18 protein-coding genes are annotated in these 16,081 nt (G+C 67.6%); 8 read left to right on the top strand and 10 right to left on the bottom strand.

Translation table 11 applies throughout. The features are described 5' to 3' along the window. The first annotated feature begins 118 nt into the window (after positions 1–118). The 5 genes from M2351_RS40005 to M2351_RS39985 all read left to right on the top strand — a co-directional run bounded on the left by M2351_RS40005 (position 119) and on the right by M2351_RS39985 (position 4,888). Complete coding sequence (locus M2351_RS40005) at positions 119–985, top strand: universal stress protein (RefSeq protein WP_264661529.1); 867 nt, start codon at positions 119–121, stop codon at positions 983–985. Between the two features lie 169 nt (positions 986–1,154). Continuing rightward, entirely contained in the window at positions 1,155–1,415 is a 261-nt protein-coding gene (locus M2351_RS40000) for a hypothetical protein (RefSeq protein WP_264661528.1), read from the top strand. Positions 1,416–1,590: 175 nt separating this feature from the next. Then, positions 1,591–1,950 (top strand): hypothetical protein, encoded by a 360-nt coding sequence (locus tag M2351_RS39995; RefSeq protein WP_264661527.1) that lies wholly within the window; start codon positions 1,591–1,593, stop codon positions 1,948–1,950. 171 nt (positions 1,951–2,121) lie between these two features. Next, the gene (locus M2351_RS39990) at positions 2,122–4,482 is read left to right on the top strand and encodes a PAS domain S-box protein (RefSeq protein ID WP_264661526.1); all 2,361 of its coding nucleotides are present in this window, start codon (positions 2,122–2,124) and stop codon (positions 4,480–4,482) included. Positions 4,483–4,519: 37 nt separating this feature from the next. Next, positions 4,520–4,888, top strand: a complete 369-nt coding sequence (locus tag M2351_RS39985) for a response regulator transcription factor (RefSeq protein ID WP_264661525.1) — start codon at positions 4,520–4,522, stop codon at positions 4,886–4,888. Between the two features lie 69 nt (positions 4,889–4,957). On the opposite strand, the gene M2351_RS39980 is transcribed toward M2351_RS39985, so the two are convergent. The 3 genes from M2351_RS39980 to folK form a co-directional block, all read right to left on the bottom strand. Next, entirely contained in the window at positions 4,958–5,116 is a 159-nt protein-coding gene (locus M2351_RS39980) for a hypothetical protein (RefSeq protein WP_264661524.1), read from the bottom strand. 223 nt (positions 5,117–5,339) lie between these two features. Further along, entirely contained in the window at positions 5,340–5,738 is a 399-nt protein-coding gene (locus tag M2351_RS39975) for a hypothetical protein (RefSeq protein ID WP_264661523.1), read from the bottom strand. A 135-nt stretch (positions 5,739–5,873) separates the two neighbouring features. Beyond that, a complete protein-coding gene (folK, locus tag M2351_RS39970) occupies positions 5,874–6,404 on the bottom strand; it encodes a 2-amino-4-hydroxy-6-hydroxymethyldihydropteridine diphosphokinase (protein ID WP_264661522.1) in 531 nt (176 codons plus the stop codon). Between the two features lie 228 nt (positions 6,405–6,632). Between folK and M2351_RS39965 the strand changes: the two genes are divergently transcribed. The 3 genes from M2351_RS39965 (at position 6,633) to M2351_RS39955 (ending at position 8,460) form a co-directional block, all read left to right on the top strand. Continuing rightward, positions 6,633–7,046, top strand: a complete 414-nt coding sequence (locus M2351_RS39965; protein WP_264661521.1) for a hypothetical protein — start codon at positions 6,633–6,635, stop codon at positions 7,044–7,046. Between the two features lie 169 nt (positions 7,047–7,215). Continuing rightward, a complete protein-coding gene (locus M2351_RS39960; protein ID WP_264661520.1) occupies positions 7,216–7,950 on the top strand; it encodes an SRPBCC family protein in 735 nt (244 codons plus the stop codon). A 129-nt stretch (positions 7,951–8,079) separates the two neighbouring features. Next, a complete protein-coding gene (locus M2351_RS39955) occupies positions 8,080–8,460 on the top strand; it encodes a c-type cytochrome (RefSeq protein ID WP_264661519.1) in 381 nt (126 codons plus the stop codon). A 93-nt stretch (positions 8,461–8,553) separates the two neighbouring features. Here the strand turns inward: M2351_RS39955 and pepN are convergent, their stop codons facing one another. The 7 genes from pepN to sufC all read right to left on the bottom strand — a co-directional run bounded on the left by pepN (position 8,554) and on the right by sufC (position 16,081). Beyond that, positions 8,554–11,211, bottom strand: a complete 2,658-nt coding sequence (pepN, locus tag M2351_RS39950; RefSeq protein WP_264661518.1) for an aminopeptidase N — start codon at positions 11,209–11,211, stop codon at positions 8,554–8,556. 174 nt (positions 11,212–11,385) lie between these two features. Then, positions 11,386–11,733: a HesB/IscA family protein gene (locus tag M2351_RS39945; protein ID WP_209762593.1), complete on the bottom strand. Its 348-nt coding sequence runs from the start codon at positions 11,731–11,733 to the stop codon at positions 11,386–11,388. A gap of 16 nt (positions 11,734–11,749) precedes the next feature. Further along, on the bottom strand, positions 11,750–12,172 hold the full coding sequence (locus tag M2351_RS39940; protein WP_264661517.1) for a DUF59 domain-containing protein: 423 nt from the start codon (positions 12,170–12,172) through the stop codon (positions 11,750–11,752). A gap of 40 nt (positions 12,173–12,212) precedes the next feature. Continuing rightward, positions 12,213–12,680 (bottom strand): Fe-S cluster assembly sulfur transfer protein SufU, encoded by a 468-nt coding sequence (gene sufU, locus M2351_RS39935; protein WP_264661516.1) that lies wholly within the window; start codon positions 12,678–12,680, stop codon positions 12,213–12,215. Beyond that, positions 12,677–13,948, bottom strand: coding sequence for a cysteine desulfurase (locus M2351_RS39930; RefSeq protein WP_264661515.1), 1,272 nt, complete (start codon positions 13,946–13,948; stop codon positions 12,677–12,679). Before M2351_RS39930 ends, sufU begins: the two co-directional genes overlap by 4 nt. Positions 13,949–13,963: 15 nt before the next feature. Next, entirely contained in the window at positions 13,964–15,325 is a 1,362-nt protein-coding gene (sufD, locus tag M2351_RS39925) for a Fe-S cluster assembly protein SufD (protein WP_264661514.1), read from the bottom strand. Positions 15,326–15,328: 3 nt separating this feature from the next. Continuing rightward, on the bottom strand, positions 15,329–16,081 hold the full coding sequence (gene sufC / locus M2351_RS39920; protein ID WP_264661513.1) for a Fe-S cluster assembly ATPase SufC: 753 nt from the start codon (positions 16,079–16,081) through the stop codon (positions 15,329–15,331).

The following is a 16,081-nucleotide window of genomic DNA, read 5'->3' as shown; positions in this document are numbered from 1 at the left end:
GGTACAATGGCCGACGCACAGTCCTCGACGCCCGCAGGCGAAGGACGCGCGGCGCTGGACGCGGCGCACCGAACCACCGTCCGATAAAGGGCCGGCGGAAACGGCCCGGGGGGAGATCATGTCACTGAAGACGATTCTCGTGCCGCTGGCCGGCACCGACAGCGACCCGGTGGCGCTGAACGCCGCCATTCAGATCGCGCGGACGTTCGACGCCCACGTCGATGCGCTGTTCGTGAAGCTCGACCCGCGGGACGCCGTCCCGATGCTCGGCGAAGGCATGTCGGGCGCCATGGTCGAAGAGATCATGCGCGCCGCGGAGGGGGAGGCGAACAGCCACCTGCGCACCGCCCGCCGCACCTTCGACGCGGTGGTGCAGGACGCCCAAATCGAGTTGCGGGATGTCCCCTCGGGCGTCGAAGGCCCGAGCGCCCGCTGGCGCGAGGTGGTCGGCCGGATCGAGGACGTGGTGCCGCTGGAAGGGCGGCTGGCCGACCTTCTGGTCTTCGCGCACAGCCGGCTGGACACCGACACCCAAGCCTACGCCACGGTCGAGACGGCGCTTCTCGGCGCCGCCCGGCCGATGCTGCTGGTGCCCGGCAATCTTCCGGACGAAATCGGCCGGACCATCACTGTCGCATGGAACGGCAGCGCCGAATCCGCCCGCGCGATCGCCGGGGCGATGCCCTTCATCCGCAACGCCGACACGGTCCATGTGCTGACCGCCGAAACCGCTCATACGGAGGCTGCGGCGGGTCGTCGCACGGTCGATTATCTGGCTTGGCACGGAGTTAACGTTCAGTTAACTATATTGAAGCCGGGATCGGAACCCGTCGGCCAGACCATCATCAACAGGGCCGCGGAATTGGGCTCGGACCTCCTCGTCATGGGGGGCTACGGGCACAGTCGGATGCGGGAAATGATCCTGGGTGGCGTGACCCGCTATGTGCTGAACCACGCCGGTCTGCCCGTGCTGATGGCCCACTGACCGGGCCGGACTCCGGGACGATCGCCGCGGTCGGATCGTCGGGCGGGAACGTCAACCCGACGCGCGGCGCTGTCTGCTGAATGCGCCCTCCACGCCGGTGGTGAACAACCACAGGGCCGCTGCCGGACGGTATCCGACGGCGGCCCGGCAATCGGGAAGGGAACGCGCCATGTTGACGATCGACGATTGCATCGCGCTGAGCGATCTGACCGAAGACGAGATCGACGCCATCGCGGAACACGAGCACCTGCCGGAAATGGTTGCGGTGGAGCTGGGCTGCTGCCTGGTGCACGCCGCCGACGGCCCGCGCCGGATCGCCCGCATCATCCGCGACGACATCGAAAACGCGCGCAGCCACGGCCAGGCCCGACACGCCGACCAGCTGGTGGTGGTGCTGGATGGGTTCGTGGCGCATCATCCGGCGCTCTGAAAAGAGGCAAGGGGGCGCTGTTCGGCAAACGGCCTTTTGGGAAACGGCTTGGGGGGAAACCAGCCGGGGAAGGGGCAGGCGCCGGAACAACCGGGCCGCCCGGAAAGTTGGATGGGGAGGAAAACGCGGGGGGCGCGGGCGACGCGCTCCCCGTTTCTGCCGGAGGACAACGCCCGTGCCGCTCAAGAAAATCCGCCTCGAACTGGCCCGCACCGCCGACCATCCGGAGGGAAGCGCCGACCACGGTTATGAATTCACCGCGCCGCTGACCGCGGACGGCCATCTCGACCCCGAGGAATGGCGCACGCACAAGACCGCCTGCACCGTCCACCGCTTCTGGCGCGGCGAGGACGACCAGACCGGCCACCTGATCCATCGCGGCAAGGGCTGGCTGTTCGACTATGACGAGGACGACGCGGACGACGACGAGCCGATCTTCCGCTTCGACCGCCACACGCTGGTGGAGGGCGAATACATCTCCATCACCGAGCATGATGGCATCCAGCGGCCGTTCCGCGTGGTGTCGGTGCGGTAAGGGTGCGTTAGGCGCCACTCCCCTGCGACAATCCGCCCAAGCGTCATTCCTCCCGGATGGGCCCGTTCGGCATGGCGGCGCTTCATATCGCCCTCGCGCGTGGGTAGACTTGGCTCCGGCAATTTCTCCGCTTGGGGCGTGCAACGGGTGGTGGCGGACGCGATCCTACCGGTGTCGGACGACGCACTGCTGGTCATCCGGTGGCGCGAGGGGGAAGGGTGTCGGATTGACGCCGCCTCTCCCACCGTCCTCCGCATGCTGGGGGAGACGGCAGAAAGCGAGCCCTGCCTTCAAGCGCTCCTCCATCCGCTCGACCGCGACTGTTTCCTGACGGAGATCGCGCGGGCACGCCGGTGCGGACACGACCGCGCGCGGCACGCTGACCACCGCGTCGTCGACCGCGATGGTCGGGTGTCGTGGTGGCAGACCGTCACCGTGCTGCACCCGCAGCCGGACGGCGGCCTGCGCGCTGTCAGCCACGCCTTCGACATCACCGGACTGCGCGGCTGCGGCCCACCCCAACCGGCGGATGCCCTACCGGAGACCGCCCAACCGGAACACGCCCAACCGGAACACGCGATGCCCTGCGCGGAGCGCGCGCTCCTGCAGGCGATGCTCGACTCCATACCGGACCTGATCTTCTTCAAGGACCTGGACAGCGTCTTCGTCGGCTGCAACCGCGCCTTCGCCGCCTTTCTCGGCCGGTCCGAGGAGGAGATCGTCGGACACAGCGACTTCGACCTCGTCCCGCGCGACCTCGCCCAGGCGTTCCGCGCCGATGACCGGGAAGCGCTGCGGGTCGGGGTGCCCCGCCGCATTGTCGAATCGGTGCGGCTGCCGGATGGGCGCGAGGCACTCCTGGAAACCATCAAGACGCCCTACCGCGGCCCGTCGGGAGAGCTTCTCGGCCTTGCCGCCGTCTCCCGCGACGTGACGGAGGCACGCAGCACCGAGGAAACCCTGCGCACCCTGTCGCTGGCCGTCGCGCAGAGCCCGGTGGCGGTGGTGATCACTGACGCCATGGGCAAGGTGGCCTACGTCAACGCCCGCTTCACCGCGATGACCGGGCGCGAGGCGTCCGCGGTCCACGACCTGGAAAGCTTTGCGCTCTGCTTCGCCGAAACCGGCTCCGACGAGTTCCGGGAGATGTGGCGCGTCCTGTCCGGCGGGGAGACATGGCAGGGCGAGCTTCCCGCCCGCCGCAGCGACGGCGGCCTGTATTGGGCGTCGGTGACCATCGCGCCGGTCCGGGAGGCCGACGGGCGGATCACCAACATCATCGGGACCGCCGACGACGTGACGGAGCGCCGGCAGGCGGAGGAGCAGATGCGCCGCGCCCAGAAGATGCAGGCGGTCGGCGTGCTGGCGGGCGGCATCGCCCACGACTTCAACAACATCCTGACCGCGATCCTGGGATACAGCCACTTGGCGCTCGACAGCCTGCCCGAAGGGTCGGAGGTCCGCGACGACGTCGCCCAGGTCACCATCGCCGCCGAGCGCGCCAAGGGGCTGGTCCAGCAGCTCCTGACCTTCTCGCGCAAGGAAAAGGCCGGGCGCGAGGTCGTCGACCTTCGGCGCATCGTCGAGGAGGCGCTCCACCTCATCCACCCGACCGTTCCGCTCGACGTGACCATCCGCTTCGTCTGCGACGACGGCGACATGGCGGTGTTCGCCGCGCCGACCCAGATCCACCAAGTGGTGGTGAACCTGTGCAAGAACGCGGTGGACGCCATCGGCGACGACCCGAAGGGCGGCGGTATGCCGCGGCTGATCGTCGTGACGCTGGCGCACGCCACGGTCGGGGCACCGAAGGAGCTGGCGCGGGCCCGGCTGAATCCCGGCCGCTACCTCTGCCTCACGGTGTCCGACACCGGCTGTGGCATGGACGCGGCGTTGATCGAGCGGATTTTCGAGCCCTTCTTCACCACCAAGGCGGTGGACAAGGGGACGGGGCTCGGCCTTGCCGCGGTCCACGGAATCGTCGCGGACCACGGCGGCGTGATCGACGTGGTCAGCGCGCCCGGTGAGGGATCGAGCTTTTCCATCTACCTGCCGCGGCATGATCCGGAACTGGGGCTTCGCGCCATCAAGCGCGGGCGCGGGCGCATCCTGCTGGTCGGGGACGAACGCACGATGCTGGGCATGGCCGGACGGTTGCTGCGGATGCAGGGATTCCAGGTCGTCGCGTCCGCCGGCAGCCGGCGGGGGCTGGCCCTGTTCACCATCGCGCCGGAGCGGTTCGATCTGGTGGTGCTGGAGCAGGGTCCGGCCGGGCAGGCTTGGCGGCTGCTGACCCTGGCGCGCGCTTTCGCGGCCGCGTCGCCGGGCATCCCGATCCTGGTCTGCACCAGCCCCGACAGCGAACTGGAAGGTGCGGCGGTCGAAGCGGCGGGGGTGACGCGCATCCTGCGCACGCCGGTCGTGCCGGACCAGTTCGTGACCCTGGCCCGCCAGCTTGTGGAGGAGCGGTTGGCCCAGAAGGCCGGACGGAACGCGGAAACCACCACGGGCCGGGGTCCCCGGTCGGCATGATGGAAGCAAGCACAAGCAACGAGGAGGACGCGCCGCCATGGCCAACGTGCTGATCATCGACGACGACGACATGGTCCGCACCATGCTTCTACGCACCCTGACCCGCGGCGGACACGAGGCGGTCGGCGCGCGCGACGGGATCGAAGGCGTCGACGCCTTCCGCCGGAAGCCCGCCGACCTCGTGATCACGGACATCTTCATGCCGAACCAGGAAGGGCTGGCGACGATCATGGAACTGCGGCGCAGCTACCCCAACATCAAGATCATCGCGATTTCCGGGGGCGGCGCGCGCGCCTCGCTCGACGTCCTTCCAGTGGCCGAAGCGCTGGGCGCGCAGAAGACCCTGCGCAAACCCTTCACCCCGGCTGAGGTGATGGACGCCGTACGTGATGTGCTGGGCGCTTAGACGCCCAGCCCCGGTTCTGATGGTGGGGATGCGGTGTGCGCTGCGGGCGCGGTCCCGTCGGGATTGCCGTCAGGCGGCCATCCGCTCTTCGCGGGCGCGCAGATTGCGCCTTACGCGTTCGAGGAGCTGGTTCAAGCACTCACGGCTGATGCCGTCGCGCTTCATCAGGGCCACGATGATGGGCTCGTCCAGGATCTCCGACAGCGTCGGATCCTTCTGATGGTCCATGCTTTCCTCCCTGGCATCGGCTGGTTTTCGCCGATCAATTTTATTATACGCGTAGAATAGAATTGCGCAATGATACTGCATTGCGAAATTTCATGTCATTCCGCCGGACGGCGGATGACCATCCAGCCTAAATGCCTCAATGCACCACCCTTCGGCTATGCCTTCTTGAGGATTACGCCGATTGCATCACCGGAAGCGCTCCTTAAGAGTCGCTTCGGCCGGGTCAAGTCGCCTGTTCGCGGGTGATCGACACGCCGGATCCCGTCATGTCGGGCAGGGCGGAGGACAGCTCCACATCCACGCGGACGCGGCGGACCTTGGCGTGGGCGAGGCACAGGACGGCCGCGCGGTCGGCCAGGTAATCGGGGCCGGGCACCGCGTCCTCCGCGCACAGGCGGCGCAGATCCTCGACGATGTCCTCATAGGACATGACGGCGGCGATGTCGTCCGGGAAGTCGCGGCCGGGGTGGCTGACCTTCAGCTCCAGGTTGATGCGCGCGGTCGTGCGGTCCGGCCGGCCGGCGAGCGACACGGTGGCCGTGAAATCCCGAAGCAGGATGGTGTAGGTCATCGTCGCGTCGCAAGCGGCGTCGGCGCGTCGGGAATCAGTGTGGTTGGCCAAAAAAGCAGTCTCCAGGCGGCCGTGTCGTCGCCACGCCGACGGCACTATAGCGCAAGCGCCCGCGATTGCCATCGTGTGGAGGTGGGTGTGGAGGTGGGTGTGGAGGGCGCGCGGGCGCGCCCCGGGTTACCGGTATCAGACCGCTTCCGCGATCATGCCGGTCACCGGCACCACCGTATCCCGGCCTGGCACGGCCTCTTCCAACTGCCCGATGCTGCGGCTGAGCGCCGGATGGACCAGATCCGCCGCGATGTCGGCCAACGGGCACAGCACGAAGGCCCGCTCCGCGATGCGCGGGTGGGGGATCTCCAGTTCCGGTGCGTACATGACGAGTTCGCCGTAGAGCAGGATGTCGATGTCGATAGGGCGGGGACCGAAGCGCAGGCCGCCTTCGCTCCGCCCGAGCGCCGCCTCGATCCCCTTCACGAAGCGGAGCAGTTCCCAGGGGCCGAGCAGAGTCTGCCCGCGCACCACCATATTGAGGAAGGCCGGCTGGTCGGTGACGTACATCGGCGCGGTTTCGTAGACGCGCGAGAAGCGGTCGAGGCGCACTTGGGGGCCGAGCTTCCGCTGCGCCTCCTGCAGGTTTGCGGAGCGGTCACCGAGGTTGCTGCCAAGAGCGAGGTAGACCGTGGTCATCGCGATGCCGTCGCTAGTCGAAACCATATCCTCACCTGTCATAACATGATCCCCCCGTGCCGCAATTGACAAAGCGACCTATCCTTCCAAATTGCCACAGCCGCAATGTCCTATGCGCAATCTCCTAGCCGCCTTCCGGCGGGAACCGCAAGCCATCGCTTGGGTTGTGTTCATGGAATGGCCTCAGGTCGGAGGGTGTAAACGATGTTGGTCGGGCGTGCGGCGACGAGGGCGGGACTGCTTCTTGGTTTGGGAATGACGGGGCTGTTGCTCGCTTCCTGCGCGACCGGGCCGGACCCGCAGGTGGCGCGGCGCGCCCAATCCGAAATGCTCGGCATGCCCAAGGAGCGGCTGCTCGCCTGCGCCGGCGTGCCCGCGCGTCAGGCGACCGCGGGCGGCAAGGAATACTTCACCTATGTCGAGCGCCCGGCGGTGGCCGCCGGGCCGGGCACCAGCATCGGCATCGGCGGCTTCGGCGGCAGTTCCAGCGGCGTCGGGGTCGGTCTGGGCTTCGGCTTGCCGGTGGGCGGCTACAGCGGCGGCAGCGGCTGCGAGGCGACGTTCGTTCTCGGCGGCGGCGTGGTGGAGCAGGTGTCGTACCCGGCCAGTTCCGAACTGTCCGCCTGCACGCCCATCGTCCAGAACTGCATCCCGCCGGAACCGCGCTGACTCATACTTTTCGAGGGGGTGACCTCCGGAATGAGGGACTGTCCGAGGTCGCAGCGATGCCGTATCGTCCTGGCCTGAGCTTGGCCTTGCGCGCGATCCGCATGGCGCGCGGGCCGGGCTTCAACAATGCGGGCGTGGGGTTTGGGCAGGGGTTTGGAGGGACGACGTCATGGACATGAGTGGCAGCCAGCGCATCGCGGCACCGCGCGAGGCGGTTTGGAAGGCGCTGAACGATCCTGAGATTCTGCGCCAGTGCATTCCCGGCTGCGAAGAGGTGCAGAAGGTCTCCGATACAGAATTCACCGCGAAGGTCGTCGCCAAGGTCGGTCCGGTCAGCGCGAAATTCGCAGGAAAAGTGACCCTGTCGGATCTCGACCCGCCCAACGGCTACACCATCACGGGCGAGGGGTCCGGAGGTGCGGCCGGGTTCGGCAAGGGCGGCGCCACGGTGACGCTCGCACCGGATGGCGACGCAACCCTCCTGTCCTACACGGCGAAGGCGCAGGTCGGCGGCAAACTGGCGCAGATAGGCTCGCGCCTCGTCGATGCGACCGCGCGCAAGATGGCCGACGATTTCTTCACCCGCTTCACCACGGTGGTCGGCGCGCCGGAACCGGCGCCGGACACGGTGGCCGAGCCCGTGCCGGTGGCAGACCCCGCCAGTGCGGAGGCGGACGTGGTCCCGCGCCGCGTCGTCATCGCCGAGGCGCCGGCCGCGGAGTGGAGCGGGGCGTCGGCAGCACCCGCGCCCACGTCTGCGCCCACCGTGACCCCGGCCGTGGAAAGGCCGCCGGAATTGCCGCTTCCCTTGCCCGCCGCCCGCAGCCGGAGCGGCCTCTACGTTCCCTGGTTGGCGCTCATCGCCGTGGCGATTCTCGTCATCGTGCTGGCCTGGATGAAATAACCCGTCCTTGGTGTTTATTTAACGTGGCGCGACGCCTTGGGGGTTTAGCCTTACCCCAAGAATGTGTATCCTGCGCCACGTTCTCGCCGGCATTGTGCGCCGGCCACATCCGGATAGGGAAAAGCAACAATGAAGAAGCATCTCCTGGGCGCCACTGTGATCGTCGGTATCGTGATGGGCGCGGGTGCCGCGCTGGCCGCCGACGCCGCCGCCGGCAAGGACGTGTTCAAGGTCTGCATGGCCTGCCACACCGCCGAGCAGGGCAAGAACAAGGTCGGCCCGTCGCTGTTCGGCGTCGTCGGCCGTCCGGCCGCGTCGATCGATGGCTTCAAGTACTCCAAGCCGATGCAGGAGAAGGCCGCCGGCGGCCTGGTCTGGAACCCGGAGACCCTGAAGGCCTACATCACCGCCCCTAAGGAAATCGTCCCGGGCGGCACGATGGCCTTCGCCGGCCTGAAGGAGCCGGAGAAAGTCGACAACCTGATCGCCTTCCTGAGCGAGCAGAAGTGATCTGAGCGCGGATTTCCGCCGCGAAGCGCCGGGCCGGAGGGCGACCTCCGGCCCGGTTTCGATTCGGGGGCCTATTTTGATTGGGAGACGGCGTTAGCCCGCCGCCTCCAGGCTCTTGCTCGCCACCTCGAACACGTCGGGGGACAGGCCCGGCGTGGCGACGATGCGCTCCAGTTCGGCCCGCATCAGCGCGCGGCGCTTGGAATCGTAGCGGCGCAGGCGCGAGAAGGGGCCCATCAGCCGGGCCGCCACCTGCGGATTCATCGGGTCGATTCGCAGCACCTGGTCGGCCAGGAAGCGATATCCCGCCCCGCCCGCGTCATGGAAGCGCACCGGGTTGCCGCCGGCGAAGCCGCCGATCAGTGCGTAGACCTTGTTCGGGTTGCGGATCTCGAAGGCCGGGTGGGACAGCAGCTTGGTCACGCGCTCCAGCGTGTCCGGCCGGTGGGAGGTCGCCTGGACCCCGAACCACTTGTCCACCACCAGCGGCTCGCCCTTCCAGCGCTCGTAGAAGCCGGTGATGGCCTCCTCGCGCTCCGGCGCGTCGGCGTTGCTGAGGAACTGCAGCGCGGCCATCACGTCGGTCATCGCCTGCGCTCCGTGGTACTGGCCGAGGCAGAGGCCCAGCGCCTCCTCGTCCTCCAGCGCCATCAGGTAGGCGAGGCACAGGTTCTTCAGCGCGCGCCGGCCGATCGCCGCCGCGTCGACGGAGAAAGGCTCGTTGCCGGCGTTGCGGCGGTAGGTCGCCAGCCAGTCCGGACGCAGCGCCTCGGCCAGCCGCTTGCGGGCGAACTCCCGGGCATCGTGGATGGCGTCGGGGTCGATCACTTCCATCTGCGTGCCAACGTAGCCCTCCGTCGGCAGCACCAAGGCCTGGGCGGCGAAGGCCGGGTCCTTGTCGGCGTCCTTCAGCACGGCGCCGACCGCGTCGATGAAGCTCTGCGGCAGGACCAACTCGCGGCCGGCCTTCCGGTCGGCGACCAACGACAGCAGCAGCCGGGTGGCGAGCACCTGGCCGGCTTCCCACCGGTTGAAGGCGTCGCCGTCGTTGGCCATCAGGAAGGTGAGATCGGCATCGGACAGGTCGGCCTTCAGCTTCACCGGGGCGGAGAAGCCGCGCAGCAGCGACGGCACCGGGCGGGCCGGGACGTCCACGAACTCGAAGGTTTGTTCGGCGGCCGTGACGTGCAGCGTGCGGCTGGTGCCGGCTGCCTTCTCCTCGCCCTTCAGGCGCAGCGGCAAGTCCTTCCCGTCGGGGCCGAGCAGGCCCATGACGAGCGGGATGTGCATCGGCTGCTTGTCCGGCTGGCCCGGCGTCGGCGGCACCGTCTGTTTGACGGTCAGCCGGTAGGTCTTAGCGGCGTCGTCGTAGGCGCCGGTCACGTTCAGGTCCGGCGTGCCGGCCTGCCGGTACCAGAGCTTGAACTGCGTCAGGTCCGTGCCGGTCGCGTCGGACATCGCGGCAGCGAAGTCGTCGCAGGTCACCGCCTGTCCGTCGTGGCGCTGGAAATAGAGATCCATGCCCTGGCGGAAGCCCAGCGGCCCCAGCAGCGTGTGGTACATGCGGATGACTTCCGACCCCTTGTCGTAGACGGTGGGGGTGTAGAAGTTGTTGATCTCCACATAGCTGTCCGGGCGCACGGGGTGCGCCATGGCGCCGGAATCCTCCGGGAACTGCACGGTGCGCAGGCGCTGTACGTCGGCGATGCGCTTCACCGCGCGCGAGTTCATGTCGCTGGAGAATTCCTGGTCGCGGAAGACCGTCAGCCCTTCCTTCAGCGACAGCTGGAACCAGTCGCGGCAGGTGACGCGGTTGCCGGTCCAGTTGTGGAAATATTCGTGCGCCACCACCGCTTCGATGCCCAGGAAATCCTGGTCGGTGGCGGTCTCCGGCTTCGCCAGGATGTATTTGGTATTGAAGACGTTGAGGGACTTGTTTTCCATCGCCCCCATGTTGAAGTCGCCGACCGCGACGATGTTGAAGATGTCCAGGTCGTATTCCAGCCCGAACACCTCCTCGTCCCAGCGCATCGACTTGATCAGCGAGCGCATGGCGTGGTCGACCTTATCCTCGTTGCCCGGCTCCACATAAATGCGCAGGGTCACGTCGCGGCCGGACATGGTCTGGAAGTGGTCTTCCCGGTGCCGCAGGTTGCCGGCGACCAGAGCGAACAGGTAGCAGGGCTTGGGGAAGGGGTCCTCCCATACCGCGCGGTGGCGGCCGTCGGGGAGGTCGCCGGAGTCCACGAGGTTGCCGTTGGACAGCAGCACCGGATAGCGCGCCTTGTCCGCCGTGATCGTCGTGGTGTAGCGCGCCATCACGTCCGGCCGGTCCGCGAAGTAGGTGATCTTGCGGAAGCCTTCCGCCTCGCACTGGGAGCAGAAGTTGCCGGAGGACTTGTACAGCCCCTCCAGCGCCGTGTTTTCCTGCGGCTTGATGCGGACGACGGTCTCCAGCGTGAAGCTCTCCGGGACGCTGTGGACCGTCAGGTGGTCGGGCGTGACGGTGTAGTCGCCGTCGGTCAGCGGCATGCCGTCCAGCGCCACGGACACCAGCTCCAGCCGCTGGCCGTCCAGCGTCAGCGGCTGCGCCGCCGCGTCGCCGCGCGCCGGGTTGCGGCGCATGCCGAGCACCGCGCGCACCGTGGTCACGTCCTCGCCCAGGTCGAAATGCAGATCGACGGTGTCGATCAAATGCGCGGGCGGGCGGTAGTCCTGCAGGCGGATGGCCTTGGGCGTGCCTTTGTCCATGATGGCGTTTCTCTAACCTTGTTTGGCCGGAACGGCGTCGCTGGGACGAACTTTAGCATGGAGAGAGTGGGGTTGAAGGGCGCCGTTGGACAGGGGCGATGAACCTACGGGCCCATGCAAAAAGCCCCTTTCCGGTTGGAAAGGGGCTATTGGATCGTGGCGCTCAAGAACCGGTCAGACGTGGAAGCTTTCGCCGCAGCCGCAGCGGCCTTTTTCGTTCGGGTTCTTGAAGACGAAGCCAGTCTGGAACTTGTCGTCGACGTAGTCCATCTCGCTGCCGATCAGGAACATGACGGCGGCGGGGTCGATCAGGATGGTGACGCCCTTATCCTCCACCACCTCGTCGAACTTCATCTTTTCCTTGGCGTATTGGACGTCGTAGCTGAGGCCGGAGCAGCCCCGCGCCTTCACGCCGATGCGCAGGCCGATGATGTCGTCGGTCGCCTTGGTCATCAGCGACTTCACGCGCTCGGCGGCGGCGTCGGTGATGGACAGGGCCTTGGGAAGAGCAGCGGTAGCCATGGGGATCTTCGCCTCCTTAGAACATGTCCAGCTGGATCCGCGCGACCTCGGACATCATGTCCTGGCGCCAGGGCGGCTCCCACACCAGTTCCACCTTGCATGTGGTGACGTCTTCGACGGACTCAACCGCCTGCTGCACCTGCAAGGGCAGTTCGCCGGCGACCGGGCACATCGGGCTGGTCAGCGTCATGTCGATCTCGACCTCGTTGTTCGGGCCGACGTCGACGCGGTAGATCAGGCCCAGTTCCCAGATGTCGACGGGGATTTCCGGGTCATAGCAGGTCTTCAGCGCCGCAATCACGGCGTCGCCCAGCGCGGCGCGCGGGTCATAGGCGGCCTTGGCCGCGGCCATGTCCGCCTCGGTCTGGTTCATCGGCCGGGTCTCGGAGGACGCAGCCTCGTTGGTCCCGGCTTCATTGGTCATCGCGTCTTCGGACATCGCGGGTTCACCGTCTCTAAAAATGCTACTCGCCAAGGCCCTATTCACTGGACGCCTTGTCCTGGCCTTCGATGGCCGCGTTCATCGCGTGCCAAGCCAGGGTGGCGCACTTCACGCGCACCGGGAACTGACGGACGCCGGACATCACCATCAGCTTTTCCATGGCTTCCTCGTCCACCGGGCCGTGGTCGCCGTGCTCGTGGTCGTCCTTGGTGCAGAGGTCGTGGAAGGTCTCGAACAGGGCCTTGGCCTCCGCCTCGGTCTTGCCCTTCACCACCTCGGTCATCATCGATGCGCTGGCCGTGGAGATGGCGCAGCCGCGGCCCTGGAAGGCCACGTCCTCGACCACCCCGTCCTTCAGCTTCAGGTAGATCATGAAGCGGTCGCCGCACATGGGGTTCTCGCCCTTGGCCTCCCGGTTGGCATCGTCCGGATGCCGGAAGTTCCGGGGGTTCTTGCCGTGGTCCAGGATCACTTCCTGGTACAGCTCGCGCAGTTCGTCCATCATGCTCCGAAGAACTCCTTCACCGCGATCACCGAAGAGACCAGAGCGTCCGCCTCGGCCCGCGTGTTGTAAAGGGCGAAGCTGGCCCGCGCCGTGGGGCCGACGCCGAACCGTTCCGACAGCGGTTCCGCGCAGTGGCGCCCGACGCGCACCGCCACGCCGTACTGGTCGACGATGGTGCCGACGTCGTGCGGGTGCACGCCCTCCACCGTGAAGGACAGGATCGGGCCCTTGCCGGGCGCGGTGCCGATGATGCGCACCCCTTCCACCTGTGACAGCTTCTCCGTGGCGTAGCGCAGCAGGTCGTGCTCGTGCGCGGCGATGGCCTCGCGGCCCAGCGATTCGATGTAGTCGAGCGCGGCGCCGAGCCCGATCACCTCGGTGATGGCCGGGGTGCCGGCCTCGAAGCGGGCGGGCGGCAGCTTGAAGGTGGTGCCTTCGAAGCTGACGCTCTCGATCATGTCGCCGCCGCCCTGGTAGGGGGGCATCTTCTTCAGCAGGTCGTACTTGCCGTAGAGCACGCCGGTTCCGGTCGGGCCGTAGAGCTTGTGGCCGGTCATGACGTAGAAGTCGGCGTCGATGTTCTGCACGTCCACCACGCCGTGTACGGCCGCCTGGCTGCCGTCGAACAGCACCGGCACGCCGCGCTCGTGCGCCAGCCGCGCGATTTCCTTGGCCGGCGTGACCGTGCCCAGCACGTTGGAGCAGTGGGTGATCGCCACCAGTTTCGTGCGGTCGGACAGCAGGTCGGCGTAGGCGTCGAGGTCGAGCACGCCGCGGTCGTCCACCGGCACGACCTTGATCCGGACACCCTTGTCGGCCTGGAGCAGCTGCCACGGCACGATGTTGGCGTGGTGCTCCATAATGGAGACGATCACCTCGTCGCCCTCCGACAGGAAGGCGCGCCCGTAGCTGTGGGCGACGAGGTTGACGGCCTCCGTCGCGCTGCGGGTGAAGACGATGTTGCGCTCCGACGGCGCGTTCAGGAAACGCGCGACCTTGCCGCGCACGGCCTCGAACTGGTCGGTGGCGGTCTGCGACAGGAAATGGACGCCCCGATGGATGTTGGAATAGTCCTCCTCCAGGAAGCGCGTCATGGCGTCGATGACCTGACGCGGCTTCTGCGCGGAAGCGGCGCTGTCCAGATAGACCAGAGGCTTGCCGGGCTTTCCCTTCTTGTCGTGCACGGTGCGCGACAGGACGGGGAAGTCGGCGCGGACGCGCTCAACATCATAAGTGATCAGGGTGGGATCCGCGATCTGGGTGTCCATGTCCCGTTTCCTTCGTTAGCGCGCGTTCTGCCAGGCGGAGACGTAGGCCTGGAAGGCCTCGCGGACGCCTTCCTCGGGAATCTCGTCCAGGGCCTCCGCCAGGAAGGCGCCGATCAGCAGGCCGCGCGCGGTCTCCTTGTCGATGCCGCGGGCGCGCAGATAGAAAAGCTGCTGGTCGTCCAGCTCGCCGGCGGTGGCGCCGTGGCTGCACTTCACGTCGTCGGCGTAGATCTCCAGCTCCGGCTTGGCGTCGATCTCCGCGGTCTCCGACAGGAGAAGCGCGCGGTTCTGCTGGTAGCCGTCGGTCTTCTGCGCGCCGGGGCGCACCAGGATCTTGCCCTGGAACACCGCGCGGGCGGTGTCGTCGATCACGCCCTTGTAGACCTCGCGGCTGGTGCAGCAGGGCACGGCGTGGTCGATGAAGGTGCTGGTGTCCACATGTTGGTCGCCGCGCACCATGTAGGCGCCGCTGACGTGCGTATCGCCGTGTTCGCCGTCGAAGGTGCTGCGCACCTCGTTGCGGGACAGCTTGGCACCCGTGGTCAGGATGAAGTTGTCGTAGACGCCGTGGCCGCCGACCTTCGCCGCGGTGTGCGACAGGTGGAAGGCGTTGGTGTGCTCGCGCTGGACCTTGTAGTGGTGGACCGACGCGTGCGCACCGACGAAGACCTCGCCGACGCCGTTCGACAGCGTGGCGCCGGTGCCCAGGCCCACATGGTGCTCCACGATCACAACGCGGCTGTTGTCCTCCGCGATGATCAGCGTGCGCGGGTGGAAGGAGGTCGGGTGCTCGTCGGAGCCGACGGAGACGAAGACCAGCTCCACGGGTTCCGCCACCTCGACGCCCCGCGGCACGTGCAGCACCGGCCCGTCCGCCAGGAAGGCGGTGTTCAGCGCGACCAGCGACAGGTCGTCCGGCGTGGCGAGGCGACCGAGATGCTCACCCACGAGCTCCGGCTTGTGGGCCAGCGCGTCGGCGAGGTTCAGCAGTTCCACGCCCGCCGGCAGGCCGGCGGTGGAGGACAACTCCGCCCGGAAGCGGCCGTCGACGAAGACCAACCGCGGGCCGGTGGTGCCCGCCGCGCGAACGGTCGGCAGAACGTCGAAGCTCACACCGGTCTCCGCCGCGACGGCCGGCTGGAAGGCCAGCTTGTCGAGCGCGCGGAGGTTGGTGTAGCGCCAGGACTCGTTCTTGACGGTCGGGAAGCCCAGTTCCGCGAAGCGGGCGCGCCCCTGCTCGCGCAGGTCGCGCACCCAGGACAGCGACCCGCCGGGCAGGTCGGCCTTCAGCCGGTCGAACTGCTCCAGGAAGGGCCGGGCGGTCGCCGGGTCGAAGCCGCGCGGTGTCGCCGGACGTGAGGTGGTGGTCGTCGCCATGGCTCAGGCCGCCTCGTTGACGCCGAACTCGGCGTAGCCGTTCTTCTCCAGCTCCAGTGCCAGCTCCTTGCCGCCGGAGCGCTGGATCTTGCCGTGGGCGAGAACGTGCACATAGTCCGGCACGATGTAGTCGAGCAGGCGCTGGTAGTGGGTGATGACCAGCATGGCGCGCTCCGGCGAGCGCAGCGCGTTGACGCCCTCCGCCACGATCTTCAGCGCGTCGATGTCCAGGCCGCTGTCCGTCTCGTCGAGGATGGCGAACCTCGGCTGGAGGACGGCCATCTGGAGCGTCTCGTTGCGCTTCTTCTCGCCGCCGGAGAAGCCCACGTTGACCGCGCGCTTCAGCATCTCGTCGGTCATGTTCAGCGACTTGGTCTTCTCGCGCACCAGCTTCAGGAACTGCATGGCGTCGAGTTCCTGTTCGCCGCGCTGCTTGCGGATGGCGTTGAGGGCCGACTTCAGGAAGGTGGTGTTGGCGACGCCGGGGATTTCCACCGGGTACTGGAAGGCCAGGAAGACGCCGGCGGCGGCGCGCTCCTCCGGCTCCATCGCCAGCAGGTCCTGGCCGAAATACACGACCGAGCCCTTGGTGATCTCATAGCCCTCGCGGCCGGCCAGCACGTAGCTGAGCGTGCTCTTGCCCGACCCGTTCGGGCCCATGATGGCGTGGACCTCGCCGGGGCGGATCGTAAGGTTGATGCCCTTCAGGATCTCCTTGCCGTCCACCGTGGCGTGCAGGTTCTTGATTTCGATCAT

This window comes from Azospirillum canadense (assembly GCF_025961225.1).
GTDB lineage: Bacteria > Pseudomonadota > Alphaproteobacteria > Azospirillales > Azospirillaceae > Azospirillum > Azospirillum canadense.
This window is presented reverse-complemented; position numbering and strand designations above follow the sequence as displayed.